We start from the raw sequence: 26322 nt of genomic DNA on the forward strand, positions 1-26322 counted from the left end.
TATCTTTACAGATTATTTTTTTAAAATACAAATGGAGAAAAACGGTGGTTTATTCTTTAATTCTATACTTTTATATCCAAAAAACAGGATATTTTCTATCACTTCGTAAATTATTGATTAATAATGCCATCAGCACAATAATAATGGATCCAGTCAATACTGTCGTAAATAAATAATTCCATGTATAAGAGCCAAGTATTACAATGATTGGGTCTGCCCCAGCGGGAGGATGGGTTGTTTTGGTTAACATCATCAAACTGATAGCTAATCCAACTCCCAAGGCCAGAGACCATGGTTCGTTTCCAATTAGATGATAAACAAGTAATCCTATTAAAGTTGAAATGAAGTGTCCGCCTATGATATTTCTAGGTTGTGATAAAGGAGAATTCCAAAGCCCGAATGCTAATACACAACTTGCACCAAATGAAGCTATTAACAATGGAGTGTATGTAAAGCGTGTCAATAATCCTAGAATAAAAATAGTAATAGCCCCACCCATAAATCCAGTTATAACATCCTTCGTATTTACTTTCAGAGGACTCTTTCCTTTTCCCCTCATTTTCATTAGATAATGAGGGATGTTTTGTTGAGCCATTTCTTCTGCTTGCTCCTTTTTTGCTACATTTCCTTCTGTAATCAAATTATGTTCCTCCTTGCTAAAAAAAAAACTATCCACTGATTATATTACAAAACTTGATCTTGTAGGTGAAACAAAACCACCTAAACCCCATGCCAATTTTAACCGAATCAACCAGTATCCGATATGATTTCCATTCAATTATATGGCCCAAAAGAGAGCTATGATCACAGCTGATGCACCCGTTACTTCAATTGTATGAAATAATTTAACAAGAATCCTCTTCCCCTCTTCCCTAGTGGATTGAGGAATCCTTATGACAAAATTACGCATAGTTTTTTTTATTTTTGGTTATAGCTGCCTATCATTCCCCACATATAGAGTAATATATTGTTTTCCACAGTATATTACCTTGTTCAATTATCCTGCCCCGTTAGTGCAGCTTTCCTAACTTCTGTAGTCTTTCTTAATTTTGAATTCTAGACGATGTAAAAAGTTTATATATTGAATGATTTTCTGCATAAAAAAAGGCTGAAGTGAAAATCCTTCAGCCTAAAACAACTTATATAGTAACAGGAATATTCATGTATTTACGCATTCCTTCAGTTAGTGAATTAATCATAAAAGATTAAATGCATATCACTGTTGGTCCTTGATTTCGCAAAAAATTCTGCTTCATTTCCTCCATCAACAAAGCTGCCAATACCACGGAAAATACCACATTCGCCTCGATCTAAATATCTTACCCCTACATAATCATTATAACTGTCAGGATCATACTCCCATAATTCAACTTTTAACTTACCAGCTGGGCCCACGTAAGAATCCCGACAAATCTTATAATCACCACCAGTAGAAGCAAACTGATCACTTTCAGCACCATTAGAAAAAAGAGATTGTTCTCCTAAGTAATCCCAGCCGCTTGCAAATGTAGCAGAAGGGAACAACAACGCAGCCGCCAATACCAAGACACTCATTCTAAACTTTTTCATGATTAATCCTCCTCCCTTATTCTCAATTGGAAAATTCTTCTACATACAATCTTAATCGATTTTTTTTATATTATCATCTATCCAAAGATTCACTTTTTCAGGAAAAGTTTTTTCATTATCCACTACTTCATGCAGCTTTCGCAAAAAACAAAAAAGCCTGAAGTATTCTCACTCCAGGCTTTTGTTCACCGAATCCTTATATAGTAAATCAACTAATCAGTAAGATTAAAAATCATCATAAAGACAGCGGCATATATACCTATTGCTCCATAGGTGGCTAAAGCCCAAAAAAGACCAGTGCCAGGAGTTTTAATAAACCTGTAGAAAATATATCCTTCAGTCAAAAAAAATAAGACAACTAAGAGTGTGGCTAGAATAGGATACACATCGAACAAACAGGTCACTCCTTCACAAGTAATTTATTTTAGTATGGTGAATGTAAAAGAACTTTATTCATAGAAGGAACACTGCACTATATGTAACGATCCCACCCTGTTAGTTCCATAAGAAAAAGCTGCCGTAAAGACATTGCCGATTTTACGTTCCGTATCTATTGCTCAGAAAAAAAAGGCTTAGGTTAGATTTTTCACCACAGTAACTCGTTTATGAACCTTCAATGGAGATTTTCTTCATTAATCGTTTTAATTTATCTTCAGTGGCTGTTCCATCTGCTGGTGTATAGATACTGCACCTTAAGTCCATGTCCCCCTGGACTTGAAGGGAAGTTAAATTGAACAGCATCTTACCGGCTTTGGCATGTCTAAATTCAATCATCATTTCCGGTGCTCTGCTCACTTGACTTTCTTGCCATAAAGATTGAAATTCAGGATGAGAATCGCTCATTTCTTTAATAAATAGGTTATACCATTCATCTCCTACGTAGTGACCATAATAGGCACGGAAAATGGAAAGAAACCCCTTAACGAAATGCTCCCAATTCACAGCTAATGTTTTTAATTCTTTTCTTGTAAAGATTAGGCGGATCAAATTTCGTTGGTCATCTGGAAGTTGTTCAAAATCTAAAAATACATGAGCTGCAGCATTGTTCCAGCCTACAATATGACAATGTCGATCGGTAATGATAGTAGGACAATACATCAGCTCGGCTAAAATTCTTTCCAAGGAAGGGCTCAGTTTTGGCTGATCCTTCTTTCGATCAATAATGGGTGATTTCACTTCTAAGGCTAAATCATATAGATACGCTCGTTCATCATGATTTAATTGCAGAGCTGTAGATATACAATCCAATACGCTTGTGGAGACCTTTATATCCCGGCCTTGCTCCAGCCACGTATACCAAGTGGTACTCACTCCCGCCAAATGTGCAACTTCTTCTCTTCGTAAGCCAGGTGTTCTTCTCCGTGTACCAGCAGGTATACCGATAGATTCAGGCTTTATTTGGGATCGCTTCGTTTTTAAAAATGAAGACAAAGCGTCAAGTCTGTTTTTATCATCCATTTCTATAACCTCCATCATAGCGTTTAACCTAGTAGTCATTATACCAGGATAAACACTCACTTGTAATAGGATAAATCCGACGTATAATACAGGTATACTATTCATTTGGAGTGATGAAAAATGGAAAGAGTCGTTATTACCGGAATGGGCGTAGTCTCTCCCCTTGGAAACAACGTAGAAAAATTTTGGAGAAACCTGACCGAAGGGAAGTCGGGAATTTCCTCTATTGATACATTTGACGTCAGCAATCATAAAGCAAAAATTGCCGGAATCATTCGTGATTTCAATGCAGATGACACTTTAGGAAAAAATGAAGCCCGGCGTCTGGACCGCTTTTCTCAATTTGCTTTGGCAGCCGCTGAACAAGCTTGGACTGATTCCAATTTAAAGATGGATGAGATCAATCTTGAAAGACTTGGCGTATATGTGGGTTCGGGGATAGGGGGCATCGAAACATTTATCGAGAATGTGGATACTCTGCGGACGAAAGGTCCAAGACGGGTTAGTCCAACCTTGGTACCAGCCATGATTTCAAATGCAGCTGCAGCTCAAATTAGTATAAGATGGAACGCAATGGGACCTACCATGTCACCTGTTTCCGCTTGTGCGATTGGAAATACCGCTATAGGTGAAGCATTCAGACTTATTCGCTATGGGGAAGCAGATGCCGTTTTTGCAGGAGGAGCAGAGGCAGCTATTACAGATTTATCTTTGGCTAGCTTTGGTAATGCTACAGCCTTATCAACGAGAAACGATGATTCAACTAAAGCCAGCCGTCCTTTTGATGTAAATCGCGATGGATTTGTCATGTCAGAAGGAGCAGGAATTTTAATTTTGGAATCTTTGTCTCACGCTTTACGTAGAAATGCAAATATTCATGCAGAGGTCATTGGGTATGGTGCCAGTTCTGATGCCTATCATATGGTAGCTACACACCCGGAAGGTAAAGGAGCCTATCTTGCCATGAAAATGGCATTGAAAAATGCAAAAATTTCTCCTGAAGAGATTGATGTTATCAGCGCCCATGCAACAAGTACAGAAGTGGGCGATCGCTCTGAGACACTGGCCATTAAAAAACTATTTGAATCAAACGCGTACCAGATCCCAATAACAGCTAATAAATCCATGCTTGGTCACATGCTAGGAGCAGCTGGTGGCGTGGAAGCAATTGCTTTGGCGAAAAGTTTAAAGGAAGGAATCATTCCTCCAACCATCAACTTAGAAAATCCTGATTCATTATGCGATTTGGATTATGTACCAGGTGTTGCGCGTAAAGTGGAAATACGTACTGGTCTATCCAATTCATTTGGCTTTGGAGGTCATAATGCAGCCATCGTTTTAAAAAAATACGAGTGAATTAGTTGCTACAATGAGTTCTTATCTAACAGTAAAGACAAAAAAAGCCCTTTTTTCTTCTATGAAGGGCTTTCTTCTTGTTCTTAAACATGTCTTTTTACGAACGGCAGAACCCATGCCCTGCCGCCCATTTGAGAAATTTTCCCGATATGACCCAACCTGAATGGTCGATAGTTTATTTTTTAGCTGATTATTTAAAAATACAAGAAATACTCTTTGAGATTTTTCCCTATTTATCATTCTTTTTACCCGCATTGTACGTTGTAAAATCCTCAAGGTCGTGCAGTAGATAAGAATGCTTTAAACTTTCGCCTCTTCAATTAAAGGGTGTTTTTGAGATGTGGAGTTTGCCAAGAATACACCAGCTAAAATGAGCAAAGCACCAAGATAACCTTGTATCCCCATATTTTCATACAGAAAAACAAATGCAAATATAGCTGAAAAAATCGGTTCCAGTGAAAAAAGAAAACCAGTACTTTCAGGTGATGTGTACTTTTGGGCAATTGGCTGCATAACAAAGCCATAAGCAGTGCAAATGAGTGCTAGACCGAGAATCGCTAACCAATCCATAACTTCGTTTGGTAAAGCTGGCGTTTCAAAAATGAAATTTCCAATGATTGCATAAAAGCAAGCAAATCCGAGTTGGCAGATTCCAAGCAGCAGGGCATCAACCTGACGGACAAAGCTGTTTATTAAGATGATATATATCGCATATAGCAATGCGGCGACCAAGCAATATAGCGACCCCATCGAAAAAGTTAAATCATCTTTAATAATAAGTAGAGCTAAACCAACGGAAACGATGATCACTCCATAAATGATGTTTTTATGAGGCAATTTTCGTGTGAGGAATGTCCGCAAGATAGGTACCAGAATAACCGTTGAACTTGTCAAAAAACCTGCTGTAGAAGCGGTTGTCGTTTTCATTCCATACATAAGGGTAATGAAGATCCCACACAGTAAAGCTCCAACGATGGCACTATATGTTAACATGGCAGTATTGGTATGGATCAATTTTTTGGAGAATATTGCCACCATCACGATAAATGCGATTCCAAATCGTAGCGCTACAGTTGTGAATGGAGAGATCGTGTCAGCACATAGTTTCATAAAGACATAAGATGTCCCCCACCCCATAGAAACAGTGACTAATAGTAAATTTGCCTGTTTTTGTGTCATAATCAGTTTTAACCTTTCGAGTAACCGATTTTTTGTTTAATTTCAGCTGCTTTCAGTTAATGTATTTCGAATTTGCGCAGCTGTGGAAAATGCATTTTTGTCTTGGATTACTTCCTCAGGCTTGTTTCCATTTCCAAGAATATATCCCGCAAATTCAATTCCCATAAAATCGAATATGTGATTAAACTGCTGAATCATAGGCAGGCCTTTAATGGTAGGTTCGTCTCCTCCAACCGCAATCACAAATGCTTTTTTGGAAGCCATCCGGTTCTTGAAATCAGGATACTTGGGGTCCCGTAAAGTTTGTGACCATCGATCGATGAAGTTTTTCATTGTCCCTGACATGCTATACCAATAAATTGGAGTAGCGAATATTAGTATGTCACATGGCAGGATCCGTTCGATTATGGAGTTATACTCATCACTTCTGTCCTGAAATCCATCCTTTGAATGACGCATGTCCATGATTGGTTTGATGTTATAGTCTTTTAAGTAAAACTTTTCTGTAGCGATACCTTCAATTAAGTATTCTGTCAAAATCTCCGTATTGCCATCGGGACGGGTCCCGCCATAGATCACTGCTATGTTCATTTATGATTTCTCCCTTCAACAATTCCCAATACTTTTTTTGTTGTTTCTTCAATACGTATATCTTATAGTTAATTTAATAATCGATAAAGCTAATTATTTCGATTGATTCAATCGAAAAAAATGATTACAAAGAGGCGTAAACATGGATATTAAACAATTGATTACTTTTAAACATGCCGCAGAAAATTTGAACTTTACCCAGACTGCGAAAATCTTGAATTTTGCACAATCAAGTGTAACTGCCCAAATTAAAGCTCTTGAAAATGAAATTGGCAAACCCTTATTTGAACGCCTAGGAAAACGATTGATCTTAACAGAGGCTGGGCACCATTTTAAGTTATATACAGAAAAAATGATAAAATTAAGTAACGAAGCGATTATGGCTGTGAACGTCGAAGAAGAGCCAACTGGAACCTTAATCATAGGTGCCCAGGAGAGCCAGTGTACCTATCGCTTACCTCCCATTCTTAAAGAGTTCAAGGCAGCCTTCCCCAAGGTTAAGCTCGTGTTTAAGCCTGCCATTTCTGACGAATTGGCGAGAAAACACCTTATGGAGGGTTTATTGGATATTGCTTTTATTATGGATATAAGTAAGCCTGAGGGTTCATTACGAGTGGAGCAACTAATCAAAGAGGAATTCAGGCTGGTCACAGCATTAAACCACCCCAAAACATTTCTCTCACTGGATGACCTTAAGGACGAGACTCTTTTACTTACGGAAACGGGATGTTCTTATAGGATCATGTTCGAAGAATTCCTTCAATCAGCGGGAGTATACCCTCTGGATAAAATAGAATTTAGCAGTATCGAGGCAATCAAACAATGTGTAATAGCAGGTTTAGGAGTAGCATTATTACCGGAGATGGTAGTCAAAAAAGATATTAAAGAAGGTAGAATGAAGGAACTGCCATGGAAGGGTGCCGAATCTTCCCTTTTCACCCAAATTGCCTGGCATAAGGATAAAAGAATGACTCCCCCTTTAGAGGCATTCATTAATCTAACTCGTACTATTTTTTTATCCAATGACCACTTCAGTTCATAATGTAAGTAGCTATCTCCTATACTTTTTGTTTTTTGTCATACTTTAAGGAAAGGAGCTGCTGAACAGCTCCTGATATTGAAGTAAAGCACCTGATAGTTTATTAAGGAACATAACCGCAATATCAAGAAAAATGAAGGAAGTTTTATAGACCTCATTCATTAAACCTTCCCATTACAACAGTGTTATAATATTGACCATCTGAAAGTATTTTATCATTTTCTAAAATGCCTTCGATTTTAAAACCAAACTTTTTATAGATATTTATCGCTGTGTCATTTGTTTCTAAAACATTTAAAGTAATTTTATTAATTCCGTTTGAATCAGCCCAAGCAATGGATTCTTTTAAAAGGTTTGATCCAATTCCTAAACCCCAATAATCTTTTAAGATACAAACCCCAAATTCTACTTTATGAGCAAATCTTTTCAAGGAATTTCCTTCACACCTTGAAAATCCGACAATCCTGTCGTTAACCACAGCAACAATAAAAAGGTTTCTCTTAATTTCCGAATCCTTTTTGATTAACTTCTCAAAACCAGGTGCGTCTATGAATGCTTCACCTTTTTCTCTATCAAGGTTTTGTGTTTCACCATCAATCTGTAATCTGATTTCAGACAAATCTTTTGCATCTTTATTAATTGCAGGTCTTACTGTGTAACATGTCCCGTTAACATTAAATGTCTTCTGATCAATTTTCATCTCCTTTTCCCTCCATTATTTATTTAGTATCCTTTATAAAAATGAACGACAACGTCTTATTTATTCTAATTTTGTTTATTAACATTCACCCTGAAAAGTGTAAGGTGACGAGGATTTTAGCAACCTTTCTACTCCATCTCTATGGTAGGGCATTAAGTTATTAGCAGTATTTAGGTCCACCCATTTAATCTCGGCAATTTCATCCTCGTCTTCAATTGTAATTTCACCATCAATAACTTTCGTTCCAAATGTAATCATTAAACCGTGATGTCCCTGTTTTGAAAAGAAAACCTCATTAACCGCAATGATACTTCCTACTTCAATTACTAAACCTGTTTCTTCTCTTGTTTCCCGAATAACAGCTTGTTCTAAGGTTTCTCCTATTTCAACTGCCCCACCTGGTAGTGACCAAGTTGAATGCTGATTATTAACCATTAATATTTTTTCCGTTATTTCGTCATAAATTAACGCATATACAACGTCTACTCTCTTCACACCATACCACCTCTTAATTTTCTAATTTATATTTTAACATTTGGCATCAATACACTGCTTTATTGAACCATTCCTGCCCCGTTAGTTCCATAAGGAAAGGAGCTGCCATAAGCAACTCCTTCATTACGTGGGTTTATGCTTTTATTAGATGCGCGGTATGGTACTCCATTTTAAGTTTGCAGCACGGTAAGTGAGCTACTTTATGTTTACGCGTCTTTTCCGTCCATGCTTGACTTAAAGGGTGACAATAATGGGACCATTTTTAGTAAGGATAATCGTATGTTCGATTTGAGCTACATAGCTTTTTTCTGTTGCATAGGTCCAATCGTCTTCTTTTTGGAATACTTCTTCTTCAGAGGTCGAGATAAATGGTTCGAATGCGATAACCATCCCTTCCTTTAATATTTCATTATCCCATGGATCATAATAATTACAAATATGGGCAGGCGCTTCATGTATTTTGCGTCCAACACCATGTCCTGTAAGGTTTTTGATCACAGTGAACCCATGCTGTCTTGCTGTTTCGAATACTGCTTTTCCGATTCTGCTTTTTTTGGCACCGGGTTTTGCTTTCTTAAGACCTGCTTCAAATGCCATTTTAGCAACTTCGCATAATTTCGTTAATACCTCTTCTCCTTCTCCTGCTACAAATGAGATTCCTGTATCTGCGAAATAACCGTTCTTTGATGCAGATACATCGATATTCACAAGATCCCCTTCCTGAATAACCCGTTGACCAGGAATACCATGTGCCACTTCATCATTAACACTGATGCACGTATAGCCAGGAAAATCATATTCACCTTTTGGAGCTGAAACTGCTCCTGCTTTTTCCAAAAGTTCTCCAGCTATCTCATCAAGTTCTTTGGTCGTAATGCCAGGAATTGTTCTTTGTACCAATTCATCTCTGATGGAGGCAATAATTTTACCGATTTCCTTCAAACCATTAAAATCTTCTTCTGTTTTTGCTATCATTTTTTACCTACCTCATTATCTTTTATCATCAATAACCTATATACGTATTAATTGTACCTTAATTTTATCCAAAAATAAAAGCACTGTAAATTATTCGGGACAATACCCTCAGCTTCAATTTTTCTTCGATCAAGGGATGGGCCGCAATAGGGATCTAGTACATATGACTGCCCCGTTCCTCCCAACAGAAAAAGCTGCCCTAAGACAGCTCCGATCCGCAGCTAGTAATCCACTATTAGATGGGCATGGTGGTCATCCCCCCCATCACAATGTTTCCTTTTTTTCTTTTTGGAACCAAGCCGCTAGCAGTTCTTGTTCTTGTTCTCGTGATATCCCTGTTTTTCGTTCTGTATCCTGTCTCGTTTGCTCCCATTGATACACATCATAAATAGTATCTTCAAGAGGACGGAAGGTAAGACCAGCGTTAATGGATTTTGCGATATTGATGGAGAAAGATCCTTTCCACGGTTCTGTTTCTCCTTCTAACGGGAAGTGTTCAGGAATCCAAAAAGGCATTTCCGTCCACGGCTTTATTTTGTGCTCTAATATGAATTGTTCTTCTGCCCACACCAATTCGGTATCGCTGTTGGTGACGGCTTTACAGGTGTTCAATAGCTCTTTCATTGTCAATTTATCATTCGGACCTGTTACATTGAACGTGCCTTTTTTTCTGCTTTCTGCCATATTGAATACCCATGTTGCTACATCCTTAACGTCAATCAATTGAACAGGACGATCTGAACGCCCCGGCGCCAATACTTTTCCGCCTTGGGCCACACGCTGAACCCAGTACGAGAGCCGATCCGTATAGTCAAACGGTCCGACAAGCAGCCCCGCTCTTAAATGCAACACACGCCCTGGCCAATGCGTTTCTGCTTCTGCTTCACAAAGTACCTTCAACGCACCGTAATACTCATAGGGAGAAATTCGCCCTTCCTCAACGTCTTTCAACTTATCAACAGGCGGCATCGGCTGTAAATGATAGTCTTCCGTAATATGGAGGGGAATCCAATCCTTATAAAGAGAGATGCTTGAGATATATGTATAATGTTCGACGTTATCCCCAAGCACAGCCGCGATTTTTTTGATTTGATGCGGAGCTAATCCGCAGGTATCGATGACAACATCCCATTTCCGGTTTTCCAGAAGCGAAACATCACCGTCTCTATCACCAGTTAACTGCTCCACCTCAGGAAACACCTCTTTATTGGTACCGCGATTAAATAATGTAATTTCGTGACCTCTTTTCAATGCTTCTTTTACCAATGCTTTTCCTAAAAAACGAGTACCCCCTAATATTAGGACCTTCATAGTTTTCCTCCATTCACTTTAATAGAGTGTAAAAAAACCTTTCACTTTACTAACGGTTTTCCTCCTAAAAAAGATATGGTGGGTAAAAAAATTTATTCCCTTTTATTAAAGGAGTCATCCAAGTGTGCGGGATTAACCAGTCTGCCTCATCTAATATTCGCCAGTTATAACAGGTCCGTTTCTCCCAAGCTCCGTTGATTTCCCTTGAAACGTTTTGTTTTTAAAACAACACGTTTTACAAAAAGAGCCTAAATTAGAAGCTGCCCTAAGACTAAGACAGCTCCTCCTTCAGCCTGTTCGTTTCATTAGAAAAGCGAACCTTATTCAATTTGCGCCCGGTAGTTGCAGAACGTGGATAAAACCTTGGTAATTCATGATACCGTTTATAGCTGACAGCCCTTCTTTAATTCGATGCTGCCGATGAAGCAGCTGCTTGATCTGCCTTCACACAATCTATTGCTACAACGAGTGCGATCATAATGGTTTCCATCTCTTCATCCATGATTTGAACCTTGTAGCTATCGCCCCATGTGAACCACTCCTTACCGACTTTACCTACGGTTTTGCCGTGCTGTAAAACTTGAAAATCCATATCCCACCAACTGCCCTGTACTTCAATGCCTGCCGCTTCTATTGTATATCGTGCTTTTAAGAAGGAAAATTCCTTCTTTATCGTCATTACCTCCCGGCCATTCACCTCAACGAAAAACTTTGGTAAAAAGCTGAACACCTTTTTCGTAATGAGTGCGACTTCCTCTCTTGCTGTATTCATGATGGAGAAAGTCTTTGGAACTTGCATAAAACTTCCCTCCACGTAATAAATATCCTTCTCCTGCTGATCCTTTACTGTAAATTTCCCGCTAAGACTGAATACCTTCTGCTTTATATAAAGCTGCTTCATACCTATGCCTCCCAACTTTGAGTCTTTAACATGACTTACGTTTGAAATGGGCATTGGTTCCAGTCTTACGCAATATCGCCCAAGCTTAAAAAGCAACCCTCAACTTTCCTGCCCTTTCAATTCCATAAGAAAAAGCTGCCAGATGACAGCTCAGGTCCTCAGCCACTCACATTAGTTGGAGATGATGCTTCTCGGTAATGATCGTGAAGAGGGTTGAATAGTTCTTCATCAGCATTTCTCACAATGGAAAAATTGTCTACATTATAGTGCCCGTGAAGGATTTCATTATGATGAAGGATTATTTGCTTTGCAGTTAGGTTTTTGGAATCTGACGTAGAATGTCCATCACCAACTAATGTTACGTCAAAATGATTGATTGTTGCTGTTCTAACAGCTGAATCAATGCAATGTTCCGTTTTACATCCCATCATTACAATGTGGTTTACATCGTTTTCTCTTAAATGTTGGTGTAAGGGCGTGCCATAAAAGCAATTTGTGGCAGCTTTATCAAATATGATGGCAGTTGATGGCACCCTAATATCCCTGTGTATCTGAAATCCAGGTCCTTCTCCATTTGAAACATCTATATCTCTTATAAAAACGACGGAAATTCCCTCATTTATCGCTTTTTCAATTACAGCATTCAGGTTATTAACAAGCTTTTCTTTCTCGTAGACGCCTTGTTCTTCTTTATTGCCTTCTATTAAATCCTGTTGGGCATCGATGATCAGTAATGTTTGTTTCAATATATTTCCCCCTAAAGTGATCAGTAGTCGTTTTTTCCCCACTCATCATTGAATGTCAGCTCTTTATATTTTCGCCAAAAGATTTACTGATACCTTCTTGTAATCTGGGAAAAAGGGGAACTATCCAATGCTTCATCATGCTCGTTTACCTCGGAGGTTTCAATTAGTTTATTCCACTTCCCCAGCTGTGCCGCTGCTAATTTCGATCAGCACGATGAACGGTATGTATAGACTGTTGATGCATAAAAGACTACGTACAATCCGAACAGCGAGGATACAGTAAAAAAGCGTCCTAAGACGCGGTTAAGGCTTACCAGTGTAGTAGACAATATGTTGATGGCGAATATGGTAATTTATATTTCCGATAGTGAGTTGAATGTGGTCAATGGCAACTCCTGTTAATTTTCCTTCTAATGCCCCCATCGTTGTGGCGACGACAATGGTCTTTTCTAAATTCATAAGTAAATGATCTAAAAAAACAGGTTCGGTAGGTATCGTATAAGTCGGCGATACATTTTTCATCATGGTGGGAAAACCGCTTGAATACGCATAATGCCCAGGCGGCAATATCTCACGATAAGCATTATTTGGTGGACTTTGCATTTTCATTTCACTCCTTTCAGTTAACATATGCCGATTTCATGCGGTTAATAACTGATGGCTGTTTTTGCATGGCTTTGTTGCTTTGCATCAAGTGATCGGGTGGTCGATTTCCAGGAGTCCGCTTAAATCGTTTCGTTCGAAAAACAAAAAGAGCCTAACTAATGCATCGTTCCTGCCCCGTTAGTTCCATAAGAAAAGGAGCTGCTGATCAGCTCCTGGTAAATGAGGTAACACATCCTATTTCATTGATCTTTCAACTTCCGACCTTTTCCTGAGCTTTGCATACCAGCATGCGTTTCCTCTCAATAAGTCCAACCCCAGATCATACATAGGATTGTACCGACGACAGTGATGATAGCCAGGCATATAGCGCAATACAAAGTCATGAAAATCGATTTGCTATCATCCGTTTCACGGGCATGCATGAACACCACTAGTTGAACAGCTGCTTGGATGAATGCTGTCAATATAAAAATCGTCATTCCCATCGCTTTTGACATATTGAAGAAGTAAACCAAAAGAGCGACAAACGTCAAGAGCAATGAAAATACAAAACCCCATACTTGTTTAGCCGGGAATAATTCCTTCATGTTCAGGTCATTCCTTTCATGTAGATAAACGTGAAGATGAAAATCCAAACGATGTCCAAGAAATGCCAGTAAAGAGAGAAAATGAAGGATTTATTGGCTGTTTCCGGTGTCAATCCGCGTTTTTTCACTTGCAGGATAATAAATGAACCCCAGAAAAGTCCTAATGTGACATGCGCTCCATGTGTCCCTAATGTTGTAAAGAGCACCGATGTGAAGGCACTGGTTTGCAGCGTAGCTCCTTCGTGATAATACGTAATGAACTCCGTGATTTCAAACCCCAGGAACCCTAGTCCAAGAAGGAGAGTGATTACGAAGAAAGTCAACATGGCTTTCTTGTTGCCGAGACGCATGGCGTGAATGCCAAGTCCGATGACAAAACTGCTTGTCAAGAGCAGGAAAGTTTCAGCAAGGACCGGAGTGATTTCAAAGATTTTCGCTCCAGCCGGGCCGTTACCGGTACGATCCACCAATGTAAAATAAGAGGCAAAGAGTGTTGCAAAAAGCATGATTTCGGCACCCAGGAAAATCCAGAAGCCTAAAATATTCAGCCGATTTTGTTCCGTGCTATATTCAAGAGGCTGCGAGTGATCGATCTTCATTTATTGACACCCCCGTATTTTGCTTCCGTCTCTTTAATTTCTTCTACAGAAATGTAATGGCCATGATCTATTTCGAATGAACGAAGGGCCATGCAAACAAAGATGCCGATTAACCCAATGATCGCAAGAAACCAGATGCTGAATATTAACGCAAACCCAAAGACAAAGAAGATACAGGATAGGATGAACGGTCCGCCGCTGTTGTTGGGCATATGGATTTTTTCATAGTCACCCTTGAATAATTCAACCCCTTTATATTTGGCATCCCAAAACGCTTCCCTTGAGTTCACTTGCGGAATGATCGCAAAGTTATATTCCGGGACTGGATTATGAGTGGCCCATTCAAGGGAACGCGCATCCCACGGATCACCACCAACATCCTTTGGCGCATGGCGAATGCTATAGTAAACCGTATAAACGATTATAAAGAAGCTGATGGCCATAAGTACTGTACCGATAAACGTAACCATATTCCATGGTCCGAAACCAGTCGATTCAGAGTATGTGTATATCCGGCGTGCTTGACCATCCAACCCGGTGATATACATCGGGAAGAATGCCAAGCAAAAACCGATGGTCAAAAACCAGAACGCCCATTTCCCAAGCCTCTCATTCAGCATGAAACCGAACATTTTCGGCCAGTAGTAAGTGGCGGCGCCAAGCACGGCGAATACTACTCCCGGAATGATGACATTGTGGAAGTGAGCCACTAAAAACATGGTATTGTGATATTGATAATCCGCGGCTGACATCGCCAGCATGACCCCGGTAACGCCACCGATCGTGAAAAGCGGGATGAAGCCGATCGAATAAAGCATCGGTACGGTAAATCTGATTCTGCCTCTCCACATCGTGAGCAACCAGTTGAAGATCTTGATCCCGGTCGGAATGGCAATCACCATCGTCGTGATCGAGAAAATGCTATTGACATAGGCTGCTTGCCCCATTGTAAAGAAATGGTGCGTCCAGACGAAAAATGAATAGATCGAGATGAACACCATCGAAGCCACCATTGATCGATAGCCATAAAGGTTACGACGTGAAAAGGTTGGGATAATCTCACTGAATAGACCAAATGCAGGCAGGATCAGGATGTATACTTCAGGATGTCCCCAAACCCAGAACAAGTTAGCCCAAAGCATATCCATTCCGCCGTCGGTCATCGTGAAAAACTTGGTGGCGAATAGTCGATCCATCGTCCCCATGATCAGCGCCACTGTTAATACAGGGAAGGCGAAAATGATGATGACGCTTGTGACTAAAGAAGACCAAGTAAACATCGGCAATCTCATTAATGTCATGCCGGGCGCCCTCATCTTAAGGATGGTCGTCAAAAAGTTGATCCCCGTCATTAACGTCCCAATTCCGGCAATTTGAATGGCAATCATATAATAATTCGTTCCAACATGCGGACTGAACTCATTGCCTGCAAGCGGGAAATAAGAAGACCACCCCGCATCGGGTGAGCCGCCGATTACAAATGAGATGTTGAATAGCATCGCCCCCATAAAAAATAACCAGAAGCTTATCGCATTCAGACGCGGGAATGCTACATCCCGTGCTCCAATTTGTAATGGCACGACGAAATTCATCAAGGCCATGATGTATGGCATCGCCATAAAGAGAATCATCACGACCCCGTGTGTAGAAAAAATCTCATTATAGTGCTGTGAATCCAATAATTTGTTATCCGGTATGGCAAGTTGCGCACGCATCATCACGGCATCTACCCCACCACGGAATAGCATCAGCAAAGCAGCGATCAAATACATGATGCCTATTCTTTTATGATCGACCGTCGTCAGCCAGCCACTCCATAAATAAAACCATTTCTTAAAGTGGGTTAAACCAAAAATGATCAAGAGAACAGTAACACCAATGGCTACCATTGATGTGTAGATGACTGGACTAGGATTAGGTATAAGAAATCTAGTGAAGAACCCCATACTGTTATGTTTCCTTTCTAACCATATTTTTCATGAGAGGGACCAGGAAATCATTCATGATTGTGTTCTGGCTTTTCATTACCATCATTTGTTTTATGATCATGTTCCATATGGTCGCCTTTTGAATTCGCATCAGAATTACTAGAGCCATGATGATGTCCAGCATTTTCACCCTCCGGCGCTGGTGAGAAGCCCAAGTGAGTTCCCGTAAAGGTCAACTGCCCTGTGTGACCCGGTTTTAATAATTGATTGAATTTTTCTTCCGTGATGGGTTTCGCAGTTGCTTTCACTTCCTTGACCCATTCATCAAATTTATCTTGAGACACCGCTTCGACATGGAACATATTCTCAGCGAATCCCTTCCCGCTGAAGTTCGCATTCCGTCCCATCATTTCCCCTGATTCGTCCGCTGCCAAGTGCAAGGTGGTCACCATGTTGGACATGGCATATTTTTGACCGCCAAGTTGCGGAACCCAGAAACTCGTGATCGGCCCGAATGAATAGAGTTTGAATTCGAGTGGTCGATTTGTCGGGATATACAAATAGTTCACGGTCTCGATATCGTTTTCTGGATAACTGAAATGCCACTTCCAGTCAGATGTCGAAGCGTAAATCACCAATGGATCTTGACCTTTGTACTCTTCCGGAGTGGCTTCCACTTTATTGTTGGAAATGACGGAAACAACGGAGAAGAAAATGACGATTAATATCGGCACCCCAACAATGATCGATTCAACGACATGGTTCCCTTCAATGTAGGGTGGTTCATAGTCTTTAGGCAGTTTATCGTCACGGTATTTCGCTAACACATAAACTAAAAAAGCACAAACAATAATGACGATAACCGCCATGATCGCAATGGATAGCCATATCACATTGGCTTGCGTTTGGGCCTGAGGTCCTTTAGGATCTAAAACCGCTAATCGGTCACAGCCAGAAAGCACATGAACTAAGGCAGAAAGAATAGCCAATAAAACCCATTTTATTTTCATATATGTATCCTTTCTTTTAAGATTTCATTTCTAAGTTATCCACAATAAATGAAGTTATCCTAAATAATGTTTATCAATAATGGGAATTTGTAACGACCCCGGATAAAAATGTAAGGAAACCATTTTGATTTAATGGGGAGGAGATGCTGAATGGTTTGTTTTGATTTTATGTGGTCAAAGTAAGGAAGTGGATAGGAGGTTGTTATTAAGGGGTGACTGCACGATTGGTACCGGGTTTTTATTGAAATCGGCCGTTTGGGCACAAAAAAAAAGCAAGCTCACCAAGTGGTGAAGTTTGCCATCATCTAAAAATTCTATTTATCTCATCATGGACCGTAAGTTAGCACTACACTAAAAACTACTGCCCAAAGCTTTAAGAAATATTGCTAGAGATGTATTTACCCTTACTGACTGAAGGCAAGAACCTTGTCTGTACATTGGCTAGGTTCCTGCCCCTATTGCCGCTTCACTTTACTGGAAAAAGTCAAAATGATTTCTTTTAAGCGTTCATTTCAATAGATATCAAATTACGCTTCATTTGTCTTCGTTACTTGCCAGGACCGCATCCTGCTCATCCTGCAAGGGTTCCATTCCACACCATTGAATTAAAGCGAGGGCAATGATTTCCGCTGTCGTGAATACATGGTCCAGTAAGATGTATTCATTGGGATAATGAGCGACCTCCGTTACGCCAGGACCAAAAACGATGGAAGGCGTTTCACCGACATGAGTCAGCAATCCTCCATCAGTCCCCCAAGGAGAGGCTTCAATGACCGGATCTTGTCCAGCAACTTCCCGAAATTGATTGACGAGCGTATTCATGAGTTCATGTTCCACATCAATTGCCCCTGGGACCCAGCGTGCTCCGAACCATTCTAAAACGGGCGGGTGATCCTTGAACCATTCATCTACTTCTTTGATCTTTAATAGCCACTCGGCCATTTCGTTTTTCGCCTGCTCCATCGTTTCCTCTGGCTCAACACCCATTCTACCTTCCATTTTCACGAGATCAGGGACGGACGATGGCCAATTACCGCCTTCAATGACCCCTAAATTGATTGGTATCGGAATGGGCGTGTTCCGATAGAGCGGATCACGGATACGTGCATTTCGCTTTTCTTCCAGAGCACGAATGTGATTTATTACGGTCATGCTCTTTTCAATGGCACTAACGCCTTCATACCTTGTTCCGCCGTGAGCCGAGCGGCCTTTTACTAGAACCCGGAACCACATCGACCCTTGCTGTTTAGGGAAGATCCTCATATTCGTTGGTTCAGGGATCAGAGCCGCATCGGCTTTGTATCCCCTCAGGACGGCTGCCAACGTTCCGGCACCACCGCTTTCTTCTTCAATCACACTTTGAAATATGACATCTCCTTTTAACTGGATGCCATTTTCCTTTAATGCCTGGATGGCAAGGATAAGCGATACATTGCCTCCCTTCATATCTGTTACGCCGCGTCCAAACATTTTCCCATCCTTAATGGCTCCGCTATATGGATCGTCATCCCACTGATTTCGATCACCATCCGGAACCACGTCGATGTGTCCGTTCAGGATGATGGAACGGCCTCCTCCGGTCCCCTTCATGACACCAACCACATTATGGCTATTGGAAAATTCGCTGCGGGGAGAATAGAAATAGGGATGCTTTTTCAGCTCCCCGCCGTCAGGCTCCCAAATATCGACCTGCAGGCCCATTTCCCGTATTTTTTGGGCAACGATGGCCTGCGCCCCTGCTTCATTTCCTTGGGTACTCGGGGCTTGCACCAATCTTTGCAATAAGTCCGTTCCTTCTTCCCGATGATCCTTGATCCATTGGTTGATTCGTGTTTTGAAATTCGCCACTTTCATCCTCCTTATATACATAGCGTGCCATTCCATATTCCATCACAATGTGACTATCAATCCTTCACGCCTCTTGCCTATTCGATGCTGTGGACTGCAGCCCCGATTTTCAGCGTTGCCTCTGTATTCGCAATCACATCGGCCACTGTATAGGGCGCCATGACTTCCTTCAATGCCAATCCCTCTTTTGTCACTTCAATGACAGCCATTTCTGTGATGATCATATCTACACTTTGTCTTGCCGTTAAAGGCAGTGTGCATTTCTTTAAAATTTTCGATTCACCCTGTTTGTTCACATGATTCATCAAGACAATCACCTTTTTCGCTTTTTGGGCAAGCTCCATTGCTCCGCCCATCCCCGGTACCCGTTTGCCTGGGACAATCCAATTTGCCAAATCCCCCGTTTCACTAACTTCCAATGCCCCGAGGATGGCAATGTCGATGTACCCTCGGCGAATCATGCCAAATGCCGCAGCACTATCAAAGTAAGAAGCCCCCATTACAGTCGTGATCGGTACCCCTCCTGCGTTACAGAGAGCAGGATCCTCTTCCCCCTGTTTTGGACTGGGGCCTGTTCCAAGAACACCGTTTTCGGCATGAAACAGAACATGGATATCTTGTGGTAAATGATCGGCCACTAAGGTAGGGATGCCAATCCCTAAATTCACGATCAATCCGTCATGGATTTCCTTGGCAGCGCGTTTCGCGATGCGATTCCTTACATCTACTCCCATGCCCATTTCCAATTCACCCCTTTTGTTGGAATCACCATATCTACATAAATACCTGGCGTGGCAATACATTCCGGATCCAATTCGCCGGCCGGAACGATCTCTTCTACCTCGGCTATCGTAAGGGCTCCTGCCATCGCTACCAGCGGATTGAAGTTGCGGGCAGTCTTGTCATATACCAAATTCCCCAACGGATCAGCCTTTTTGGCATAGACGATGCTCACTTCCGAGGTCAAAGCGGTTTCGATCAAGTACTCCTTGCCATCGATGACCATTTTGTCCTTGCCTTCTTCGGCTATCGTTCCAATCCCGACATCAACAAATATCCCACCCAAGCCCACTCCCCCGGCACGAACCCTTTCAGCTAATGTGCCTTGCGGGGAAAATTCCACCTGCAGCTTCCCTTCCGTCATGAGCCGACCGGCATTAGGGTTAGAGCCGATATGAGAGGCGATGACCTTTTTGGCCCTTTCAAGGGTTACTAGCCTGCCAATTCCAATATCGGGGAATCCTGTATCATTGCCAATCAAGGTTAAATCCTTGACCCCCTTGTCCAGGATGCCCTGTATGAGCGTTGGCGGCGTCCCCACTCCCCCAAACCCGCCATACATGAGCGTACATCCATCCTTTATATACTCGATTGCTTCTTCCAGAGTCACAATTTTGTTTTTTTTGGAAATGACCTGCTTCATATGTGGTTCCTCCTACCTCTCAACTGAAGCTTCCAGTTTCTTCATCTGAAATATATGCCTATTTAAAGTCTCCATCACCTGAAGATAAATCTTTCCCCCAGATATTCATGTCCTCATACTTATCCCAAATATTGCAATTCTTCGTTAATCTTCCTCCATATTCATACCCAAGCTGGTGAAAGACGGCGTTCATTCCCATCGACAAAGACCGTGCCAAAGAGTAGGAACAATAAATATTTTTCCTGATAAGTTCCTGCTCCAATGACGAGATAAGCACCTTCATAAAACCATGTTTCCGATGATGAGGAATCGTAGCACAGTCTGTCATTTCAGCATGATGATACCTTTCACATACTTCCGCGGATGCAGCACTGACAATCGATCCTTCATATTGGATAACACTAAAGATCGTACCTTCCTCCATCACTTTTTTGATATAGCCCGCATCATTCATTGGTGTTGGATAGGTTTCAAAAATTTCACCATATAACTTAGCCAGCTCATGTGCATCTTTAACTTCAGCAAATCGAAGGGAGTAATCTTCAGGCAGTTGCCGCTTTTCTATCACTCTAGGAATATCGATGACATCCTGGATAATTTTATCTTCCTTCATCCAATCGTCACTTGTCCGCCTTTCATCAGTAAAATACAAGGCCATGCAATAAGCATCATTCCCATTAAAATACTTCCTCAATATTCCTTCGAGCACAAACCCACGAGCCAATGTCGCAGATAAATCTTCTTGTCTGGCTTTAAGGATCAATTTTGTAAAGCCGTGCTCCTGAGTGATGACGAGCGATCGAGTTATCACTGTTTTGATATTCCCCCGATAATCATCAATGCGCAATCGTTGATTTGCATGATCAAGATAGAGTTCCATCGTAAAACTTTCCCCCGTCTCAATTCGAGTAAAAAAAGGCAGATTTTGAATAGACATCATGTATCCTCCTTAACTTAAATCCCGCAGAAGTGCTGCACCAGCTACTTCTCCGGGCGTTTTTTTTCTGTAAACTCCTCAGGATGGCCGCTCACGTCGTATATCGAAAAGGCTCCGTCCTGGCTCATCCTTGTTTAAAGTTGGACAGTAGGATCTGCCTTCCCCTCCAGACGGAGTTCACATTGCACCTCGGAAATGGCCGCTTCTAAAATATCTACTAAACGATCCATTTCACCTTTTGTAATAACCAAGGGTGGCGAAATGATAATGGCATCCCCCATCCCATTAATGGCTCCTGAAGCCGGATAAACAAGTAACCCTTTATCAAATGCATGCTCAATTACCCGATTCGTTACATCTAATTCTGGTGGATAAGGGTTTTTCTTTTCCCGGTTTGCGACAAACTCCATTCCAATTAGTAAACCCTTTCCCCTTATGTCCCCAATCATTTCATACGACGATAGGAGCGCTTTCAATTTACTCATCAGATAGTTACCTTGTTCTTCTGCTTTTTTTACCAATTGATGTTTCTCCACGTATTCAATGACCTTTAGGGCAACTGCTGCCGATTGCGGATTGGCACTATACGTATGGCCGCCCATAATGGTCTTGGATCCATTCAAAATAGGTTCCATGACTTTATCGCTGACTAGGGTGGCTGCCATGGGGGTATACCCTGAACTCATTCCTTTTCCTAGGGTCATAAGGTCCGGCGTAACATTCCAATGCTCGATGGCAAACATTTTCCCGGTACGGCCAATTCCTGTCATTACCTCATCTGCAATAAATAGGACGTCATACCGCTCACAAATTTCTTTGATTTTCTGATAATAATTAGCTGGTGGCGTGATGGCCCCACCCGCAGCGCCTATAATCGGCTCGGCAATAAATGCAGCAACACGTTCTGCCCCAATGCGCCTAATCTCCGTTTCTAGTTCTTGTGCACAAAGAAAACCCCACTCCTCTTCCGTTACGTGCTCCGGCCGGCGATACGTGTATGGGGCAGATACGGAAGGATAATCAGCTAACAACGATGAAAATCTCTGTCTTCTCAGCACATGCCCTGACATCGATAAGGCTCCCATTGTAATTCCGTGATAGCTCGACCATCTGGATATAATGCGGTCTTTTTTCAGTTTCCCCTTTTCTTGCCAATATTGGATCGCAATCTTCATCGCTGTCTCGGTCGCTTCCGAACCGCTATTGACAAAGAATGACCAATTAAGATCTCCAGGAGCCAATTGACTCAATTTTTCCGCTAGTTTTTCAGCTGGTTCATTGGTAAATTGCGATCGATAAGAAAATGAAATCTTTTCTGCCTGTGCAAGAGTTTCGTTGATAACCTCCTGTACACCGTGTCCTATACTTACTGTTACAGCTCCCGAAGACCCGTCGATATATTTTTTTCCATCCTGATCATATATATATATGCCTTTTGCCGATGCTGCCATTGGATATCGCTTACCTAATATCGGTTTAATTAAATAATCTCGTTCCTTCATCCTTTACAGCTCCCTCGGATTATAAGAGTATACTAAAACTTTATTAAATTTTCCGACAAACCACAATTTGACAAACGGATGAAAAAATCGGGGTTCCATTGTACACTGTGTATAATGGATGATAGACTAATCGATGTTTACTCACTGGGGGGCTATCTATGGCGATTCGGATGTATGAAGCGTTGCAACTGCCGATTATGCAGCAAACCAAATTAGTGGCTGGCAAAAAGGGCTTACAAAATTGGCTCAAATGGGTAACCATTGTGGAGGTAATTGAAGATATTCATCGTTTACAAGATGGAGAGTTTTTGATTACAACAGGATTCGGATTAGGAGAACATACGGAGAAACGCAAGGTGTTCGAAAAGCTTTTATCCAGCGGAAAACTGTCTGGAATAGCCCTATATACCGGTTTTTATCTAAAGGAAATTCCAAAATCATTTATCGCCATCGCCGACGAATTTGCCCTGCCCTTAATTGAAATTCCTCAAGACATAAATTTTTCGATGATCACAAAAGAGCTACTCGTACAAATTGTGAACAAACAAAGCCAAACATTGGAGTACTCGCTGCGTATCCATCAGGATTTTACACGGCTTGTATTGGAAGGGCATGGATTTGATCCGATTACGAAAACCCTTCATGACATACTGGATGCAAGTATCATCCTTATCGCACAAGATGAAGTAATAAGCTCCTGCCTAAAACATGACTTTATTGATATCGACAATGTAACCAATCTAGATGAAAAACAAATGGATAACGTCAAAATGATCAGTCAACCTATTATCGCCAATAAGCATACCTACGGAAAGGTACTCATCATAAAGGAAAAAAGGTTATCGGAAGAATTGGATTCTATCGCAATCGAGCATGCGACGACTGTATATGCCATTGAATTTTTGCGAAGAAGAGCAATAGAGGAGACCCAATTGCGGCTTACCAGTGACTTCCTTGATGAAATATTGAATCCCATAATCCCCAATAATCAAGATATGATCGAGAGAGGACGTAAACTAGGCGTAGACCTTGCAAACCCACAAAGTATCTTATTCATTTATTTTCCATCATTGAATGAGGAGAACAGTGATGAAAAATACAATCAATTAACCGAAATGATTCAACACACTATGGGAAAGTCGAAAATCCCCTACCTTCTGCGGACGAAATCCGATAGTGTGATGATTATGGCGGAAGCAAAACCTGGATCGAATAGTATGGACTTAGCGGTGAGCCTCTTAACTAGTTGGAATTCAACATCGTTAAATGAACCGATAGCCATAGGGATTGGTCAAACAGCTGCCCACATTCATGAATTACCTAAACGTGCGGCTGAATCCGAGCAAGCCGCACGTTTTTCCCAAGTTCTATTTAAGCCAAAATCGATCGCCCATTACAATGATTTTGGGGTATATCAATTACTGATGGAAATGAAAGAATCAGGGGTGGATTTAGAGGAATTTCACCAAAAATATCTTGGAAATCTATTTGATTCAAAAGGAGTAGACCTCATTACGACACTTGAAGCTTATCTTTTTTTCAATCAAAGCATCAAAAAAACGGCAAGTGAGCTATATATTCATCGCCATACACTGAAATATAGGCTAGATCAGATACAGAAAAAAACCGGATTGGACCTGGATGATTATGATAATGGCATAAAGTTATACTTAGCTATTTTGGCATATAAAGTATTGAAATACATGTAATCGATAAGGCAGAATCTCAAAAAGGGGTTGGGAATTTAAATTCCCAACCCCTTTTCAAAGACAGGAATATCGTTCTTCATCACATAGGGAGATTTTAGTCTTCCTATGTTTTCATTCCTATTATTGATCTGTTTGTTTTTGCTTCTTTTTCAAATACTCCGCACGTATTTTTTCTATTTGCTGCTTTTTATCAAATTTGGCAGGCTTCTGTTTTTCATGAAACTTTGTCACAGCTACCTGACTTTTGTAATCCAATTGATATTTCCCCACTTTATTCACCTACTTTTCTTGTCTGTAAAGAGAATCTATTCAACAAATATAATATACCTTATTTTACTGAACTAAACCTTATTACTTTATTAGTGTACTGCTAACTTGGCATATATCAATAAAAACATTAAAAACTTAGTAAAATAAATCCTCGCCAATATAATGCCTTGACACTCTGCATAAGCCTTCATGGTTCTTAACCCCAATAACCATTCCGTTACATCCCCATATCCTCTCCAAAAATCACCTTTTCTACTTATATCCATATCAATCCAAATATTACCTTCTTGGAATAACCTGCCCCGTTAGTTCATAAAGATTTATCGCAGAGTTGACGCATACCGAATCACAAAGTATTTATATAAAATCAAAAAAACTGCTCCTCAAAGAGCAGAAGCAGAAAAAAAAGATGTTATTTCACAATTTTAAGAGGAACAAGTACTTTATGAAAAAAAGAGGTTTCGAGCTTGGCTAACCAACCGTTTCCGTTTTCTCCATTAGCTACTTGAGCAGCGTGTTTTTTGTGAAACTCCGCTACCCGTTTATTATGCTCTTTATGCCCTTGGTGCATAGAATCATGCTTCATTCTTATTGCCTCCTTTCCGTTTCATTATATTTCTAGAAAGGTTGAATAGAAAGTGCATTTTATTCAACTTTTGAAAGAGAGGAAATCGATACGTTGATAAATAGGAATATGCACAGTTCGTATACACTATGCTTGTTACTAACTCATCATGACTTTGTACTGAAAGAGGGTCCCATTTCCTTAGCAGACTTGGCAGACGAATCATTAGTTATTACCCCAAGGGTGATTGGACCGGGCTTTTACGATGTAATTACAAAAACCTGTCTTCAAGCCGGGTTTTCTCCTAATATCACGGTCGAGACCCATGACCTCCAAACGGTAATCTCCTTCGTCTCCCTTGGGATGAGCTTCTCACTTACAGCTAGAAATACACAAACTGCTGAGGTTGTCTTTAGGGAACTGGTGGATACGGCAGTTACGCTGGATATTGCAGTAGCATACCGCCGTGATGAGAAATCAGAGATGTTTCATTCGTTTCTGGACATGTTTTTCGATTATTATTCCATTTATAATGATGAGGGCCGCCTAACATTGCCAAGCGGCCTATATTTTTTGGAGAGCTTAACTGCTATACGAAATCTGCGTCCTGCCCTGGCTACTGATATAATAGATTCTATTAAAAAAGGTCATCCAGTAAAAACTGGCTAACCTTATACTCCAATATAAAAAGATCCGTACAAAGGCTGCCCCATCGGCTTACGCACTTGTATTTATTAAATGATTAGAAGTTTTGTGACAGAGCTTAAATCTCTCCAATTTACAACAACCAATCCAATTACTTTTTCTAGAATGTTCAATCTATTTTTCTGAATTTAAGCTAATACAAGCAAACATAATCCTCTTTAGTTAATGTTATTTTAATTTTTTTAACTAAATCGGTTATAGCGCCTTTGGTTTTTGAAAATACATTTCAAAATATATGATGGATCTTCCATGTATGTATCATTTTCCATTGTCCACCAATTGAGTTAGCAAAAAAGATTAAAGCAGCTCTGTT

Annotated in this window: 27 protein-coding genes; 4 read left to right on the plus strand and 23 right to left on the minus strand. The window is 40.7% G+C overall.

Annotated features, from left to right (window positions below; genetic code table 11):
* Positions 1–70: 70 nt before the first annotated feature.
* From MHI53_RS20825 to MHI53_RS20835, 3 genes are all read right to left on the minus strand, one after another.
* Entirely contained in the window at positions 71–595 is a 525-nt protein-coding gene (locus MHI53_RS20825; RefSeq protein WP_061141074.1) for an HPP family protein, read from the minus strand.
* A 596-nt stretch (positions 596–1191) separates the two neighbouring features.
* On the minus strand, positions 1192–1569 hold the full coding sequence (locus MHI53_RS20830; RefSeq protein WP_340372173.1) for a hypothetical protein: 378 nt from the start codon (positions 1567–1569) through the stop codon (positions 1192–1194).
* Between the two features lie 603 nt (positions 1570–2172).
* On the minus strand, positions 2173–3027 hold the full coding sequence (locus MHI53_RS20835) for a helix-turn-helix transcriptional regulator (RefSeq protein WP_340372174.1): 855 nt from the start codon (positions 3025–3027) through the stop codon (positions 2173–2175).
* Positions 3028–3147: 120 nt separating this feature from the next.
* On the opposite strand from MHI53_RS20835, the gene fabF reads away from it, so the two are divergent.
* Complete coding sequence (gene fabF, locus MHI53_RS20840) at positions 3148–4383, plus strand: beta-ketoacyl-ACP synthase II (RefSeq protein ID WP_340372175.1); 1236 nt, start codon at positions 3148–3150, stop codon at positions 4381–4383.
* Between the two features lie 300 nt (positions 4384–4683).
* Here fabF and MHI53_RS20845 read toward each other — a convergent pair whose 3' ends face one another.
* Together MHI53_RS20845 and MHI53_RS20850 are read right to left on the minus strand one after the other, a co-directional pair.
* On the minus strand, positions 4684–5562 hold the full coding sequence (locus tag MHI53_RS20845; protein WP_340372176.1) for a DMT family transporter: 879 nt from the start codon (positions 5560–5562) through the stop codon (positions 4684–4686).
* A gap of 42 nt (positions 5563–5604) precedes the next feature.
* Complete coding sequence (locus MHI53_RS20850) at positions 5605–6153, minus strand: flavodoxin family protein (protein WP_340372177.1); 549 nt, start codon at positions 6151–6153, stop codon at positions 5605–5607.
* Between the two features lie 142 nt (positions 6154–6295).
* On the opposite strand from MHI53_RS20850, the gene MHI53_RS20855 reads away from it, so the two are divergent.
* Positions 6296–7195 (plus strand): LysR family transcriptional regulator, encoded by a 900-nt coding sequence (locus tag MHI53_RS20855; RefSeq protein ID WP_340372178.1) that lies wholly within the window; start codon positions 6296–6298, stop codon positions 7193–7195.
* Positions 7196–7346: 151 nt separating this feature from the next.
* On the opposite strand, the gene MHI53_RS20860 is transcribed toward MHI53_RS20855, so the two are convergent.
* The 16 genes from MHI53_RS20860 to MHI53_RS20935 form a co-directional block, all read right to left on the minus strand.
* The gene (locus MHI53_RS20860) at positions 7347–7892 is read right to left on the minus strand and encodes a GNAT family N-acetyltransferase (RefSeq protein WP_340372179.1); all 546 of its coding nucleotides are present in this window, start codon (positions 7890–7892) and stop codon (positions 7347–7349) included.
* Between the two features lie 78 nt (positions 7893–7970).
* Complete coding sequence (locus MHI53_RS20865) at positions 7971–8387, minus strand: NUDIX hydrolase (protein ID WP_340372180.1); 417 nt, start codon at positions 8385–8387, stop codon at positions 7971–7973.
* 234 nt (positions 8388–8621) lie between these two features.
* Positions 8622–9362 (minus strand): type I methionyl aminopeptidase, encoded by a 741-nt coding sequence (gene map / locus MHI53_RS20870; RefSeq protein ID WP_340372181.1) that lies wholly within the window; start codon positions 9360–9362, stop codon positions 8622–8624.
* A 264-nt stretch (positions 9363–9626) separates the two neighbouring features.
* Complete coding sequence (locus tag MHI53_RS20875; RefSeq protein ID WP_340372182.1) at positions 9627–10673, minus strand: SDR family oxidoreductase; 1047 nt, start codon at positions 10671–10673, stop codon at positions 9627–9629.
* Between the two features lie 403 nt (positions 10674–11076).
* The gene (locus tag MHI53_RS20880) at positions 11077–11574 is read right to left on the minus strand and encodes an LURP-one-related family protein (RefSeq protein ID WP_061141000.1); all 498 of its coding nucleotides are present in this window, start codon (positions 11572–11574) and stop codon (positions 11077–11079) included.
* A gap of 158 nt (positions 11575–11732) precedes the next feature.
* The gene (locus MHI53_RS20885; RefSeq protein ID WP_340372183.1) at positions 11733–12320 is read right to left on the minus strand and encodes a cysteine hydrolase family protein; all 588 of its coding nucleotides are present in this window, start codon (positions 12318–12320) and stop codon (positions 11733–11735) included.
* A 303-nt stretch (positions 12321–12623) separates the two neighbouring features.
* Positions 12624–12923 (minus strand): DUF2642 domain-containing protein, encoded by a 300-nt coding sequence (locus MHI53_RS20890; RefSeq protein WP_061141002.1) that lies wholly within the window; start codon positions 12921–12923, stop codon positions 12624–12626.
* Between the two features lie 302 nt (positions 12924–13225).
* Positions 13226–13513, minus strand: coding sequence for a cytochrome aa3 quinol oxidase subunit IV (gene qoxD, locus MHI53_RS20895; RefSeq protein WP_340372184.1), 288 nt, complete (start codon positions 13511–13513; stop codon positions 13226–13228).
* A gap of 2 nt (positions 13514–13515) precedes the next feature.
* Positions 13516–14112 carry a cytochrome aa3 quinol oxidase subunit III gene (gene qoxC, locus MHI53_RS20900; RefSeq protein ID WP_061141004.1) on the minus strand — a complete coding sequence of 199 codons (597 nt, stop codon included), beginning with the start codon at positions 14110–14112 and terminating at the stop codon, positions 13516–13518.
* On the minus strand, positions 14109–16058 hold the full coding sequence (qoxB, locus tag MHI53_RS20905; protein WP_061141005.1) for a cytochrome aa3 quinol oxidase subunit I: 1950 nt from the start codon (positions 16056–16058) through the stop codon (positions 14109–14111). The genes qoxC and qoxB overlap by 4 nt, the downstream gene beginning before the upstream one ends.
* Before the next feature lie 50 nt (positions 16059–16108).
* Positions 16109–17050, minus strand: coding sequence for a cytochrome aa3 quinol oxidase subunit II (gene qoxA / locus MHI53_RS20910; protein ID WP_340372185.1), 942 nt, complete (start codon positions 17048–17050; stop codon positions 16109–16111).
* 534 nt (positions 17051–17584) lie between these two features.
* On the minus strand, positions 17585–18898 hold the full coding sequence (locus MHI53_RS20915; RefSeq protein ID WP_340372186.1) for a peptidase: 1314 nt from the start codon (positions 18896–18898) through the stop codon (positions 17585–17587).
* A gap of 77 nt (positions 18899–18975) precedes the next feature.
* Positions 18976–19638, minus strand: a complete 663-nt coding sequence (locus MHI53_RS20920; protein ID WP_340372187.1) for a 3-oxoacid CoA-transferase subunit B — start codon at positions 19636–19638, stop codon at positions 18976–18978.
* Positions 19623–20321 (minus strand): CoA transferase subunit A, encoded by a 699-nt coding sequence (locus MHI53_RS20925; RefSeq protein ID WP_340372188.1) that lies wholly within the window; start codon positions 20319–20321, stop codon positions 19623–19625. Before MHI53_RS20925 ends, MHI53_RS20920 begins: the two co-directional genes overlap by 16 nt.
* Before the next feature lie 58 nt (positions 20322–20379).
* The gene (gene ablB / locus MHI53_RS20930) at positions 20380–21258 is read right to left on the minus strand and encodes a putative beta-lysine N-acetyltransferase (protein WP_340372189.1); all 879 of its coding nucleotides are present in this window, start codon (positions 21256–21258) and stop codon (positions 20380–20382) included.
* Positions 21259–21392: 134 nt separating this feature from the next.
* Positions 21393–22760 carry an aspartate aminotransferase family protein gene (locus MHI53_RS20935; RefSeq protein ID WP_340372190.1) on the minus strand — a complete coding sequence of 456 codons (1368 nt, stop codon included), beginning with the start codon at positions 22758–22760 and terminating at the stop codon, positions 21393–21395.
* Positions 22761–22918: 158 nt separating this feature from the next.
* Here MHI53_RS20935 and MHI53_RS20940 point away from each other — a divergent pair, with 158 nt between their 5' ends.
* A complete protein-coding gene (locus MHI53_RS20940; protein WP_340372191.1) occupies positions 22919–24469 on the plus strand; it encodes a PucR family transcriptional regulator ligand-binding domain-containing protein in 1551 nt (516 codons plus the stop codon).
* 120 nt (positions 24470–24589) lie between these two features.
* On the opposite strand, the gene MHI53_RS20945 is transcribed toward MHI53_RS20940, so the two are convergent.
* Positions 24590–24739 carry a hypothetical protein gene (locus MHI53_RS20945; RefSeq protein WP_061141013.1) on the minus strand — a complete coding sequence of 50 codons (150 nt, stop codon included), beginning with the start codon at positions 24737–24739 and terminating at the stop codon, positions 24590–24592.
* Positions 24740–25151: 412 nt separating this feature from the next.
* Positions 25152–25325, minus strand: a complete 174-nt coding sequence (locus tag MHI53_RS20950; RefSeq protein WP_185113027.1) for a hypothetical protein — start codon at positions 25323–25325, stop codon at positions 25152–25154.
* A 93-nt stretch (positions 25326–25418) separates the two neighbouring features.
* On the opposite strand from MHI53_RS20950, the gene MHI53_RS20955 reads away from it, so the two are divergent.
* Positions 25419–25973, plus strand: coding sequence for a LysR family substrate-binding domain-containing protein (locus tag MHI53_RS20955; RefSeq protein ID WP_340372192.1), 555 nt, complete (start codon positions 25419–25421; stop codon positions 25971–25973).
* The last annotated feature ends 349 nt before the right edge of the window (positions 25974–26322 follow it).

Source organism: Peribacillus sp. FSL E2-0218 (assembly GCF_037992945.1).
Lineage (GTDB): Bacteria > Bacillota > Bacilli > Bacillales > DSM-1321 > Peribacillus > Peribacillus simplex_B.

Coding starts and splice junctions, on each gene's coding strand:
- MHI53_RS20950 (WP_185113027.1), bottom strand. CDS start 25,325: ATGAAGCATGATTCTATGCACCAAGGGCATAAAGAGCATAATAAACGG.
- qoxC (WP_061141004.1), bottom strand. CDS start 14,112: ATGAAGATCGATCACTCGCAGCCTCTTGAATATAGCACGGAACAAAAT.
- MHI53_RS20875 (WP_340372182.1), bottom strand. CDS start 10,673: ATGAAGGTCCTAATATTAGGGGGTACTCGTTTTTTAGGAAAAGCATTG.
- MHI53_RS20860 (WP_340372179.1), bottom strand. CDS start 7,892: ATGAAAATTGATCAGAAGACATTTAATGTTAACGGGACATGTTACACA.
- MHI53_RS20835 (WP_340372174.1), bottom strand. CDS start 3,027: ATGGATGATAAAAACAGACTTGACGCTTTGTCTTCATTTTTAAAAACG.
- MHI53_RS20940 (WP_340372191.1), top strand. CDS start 22,919: ATGGCGATTCGGATGTATGAAGCGTTGCAACTGCCGATTATGCAGCAA.
- fabF (WP_340372175.1), top strand. CDS start 3,148: ATGGAAAGAGTCGTTATTACCGGAATGGGCGTAGTCTCTCCCCTTGGA.
- MHI53_RS20850 (WP_340372177.1), bottom strand. CDS start 6,153: ATGAACATAGCAGTGATCTATGGCGGGACCCGTCCCGATGGCAATACG.
- MHI53_RS20920 (WP_340372187.1), bottom strand. CDS start 19,638: ATGGGCATGGGAGTAGATGTAAGGAATCGCATCGCGAAACGCGCTGCC.
- map (WP_340372181.1), bottom strand. CDS start 9,362: ATGATAGCAAAAACAGAAGAAGATTTTAATGGTTTGAAGGAAATCGGT.
- MHI53_RS20935 (WP_340372190.1), bottom strand. CDS start 22,760: ATGAAGGAACGAGATTATTTAATTAAACCGATATTAGGTAAGCGATAT.
- qoxB (WP_061141005.1), bottom strand. CDS start 16,058: ATGGGGTTCTTCACTAGATTTCTTATACCTAATCCTAGTCCAGTCATC.
- MHI53_RS20855 (WP_340372178.1), top strand. CDS start 6,296: ATGGATATTAAACAATTGATTACTTTTAAACATGCCGCAGAAAATTTG.
- ablB (WP_340372189.1), bottom strand. CDS start 21,258: ATGTCTATTCAAAATCTGCCTTTTTTTACTCGAATTGAGACGGGGGAA.
- qoxD (WP_340372184.1), bottom strand. CDS start 13,513: ATGAAGGAATTATTCCCGGCTAAACAAGTATGGGGTTTTGTATTTTCA.
- MHI53_RS20825 (WP_061141074.1), bottom strand. CDS start 595: ATGGCTCAACAAAACATCCCTCATTATCTAATGAAAATGAGGGGAAAA.
- MHI53_RS20845 (WP_340372176.1), bottom strand. CDS start 5,562: ATGACACAAAAACAGGCAAATTTACTATTAGTCACTGTTTCTATGGGG.
- MHI53_RS20890 (WP_061141002.1), bottom strand. CDS start 12,923: ATGCAAAGTCCACCAAATAATGCTTATCGTGAGATATTGCCGCCTGGG.
- MHI53_RS20925 (WP_340372188.1), bottom strand. CDS start 20,321: ATGAAGCAGGTCATTTCCAAAAAAAACAAAATTGTGACTCTGGAAGAA.
- MHI53_RS20880 (WP_061141000.1), bottom strand. CDS start 11,574: ATGAAGCAGCTTTATATAAAGCAGAAGGTATTCAGTCTTAGCGGGAAA.
- qoxA (WP_340372185.1), bottom strand. CDS start 17,050: ATGAAAATAAAATGGGTTTTATTGGCTATTCTTTCTGCCTTAGTTCAT.
- MHI53_RS20830 (WP_340372173.1), bottom strand. CDS start 1,569: ATGAAAAAGTTTAGAATGAGTGTCTTGGTATTGGCGGCTGCGTTGTTG.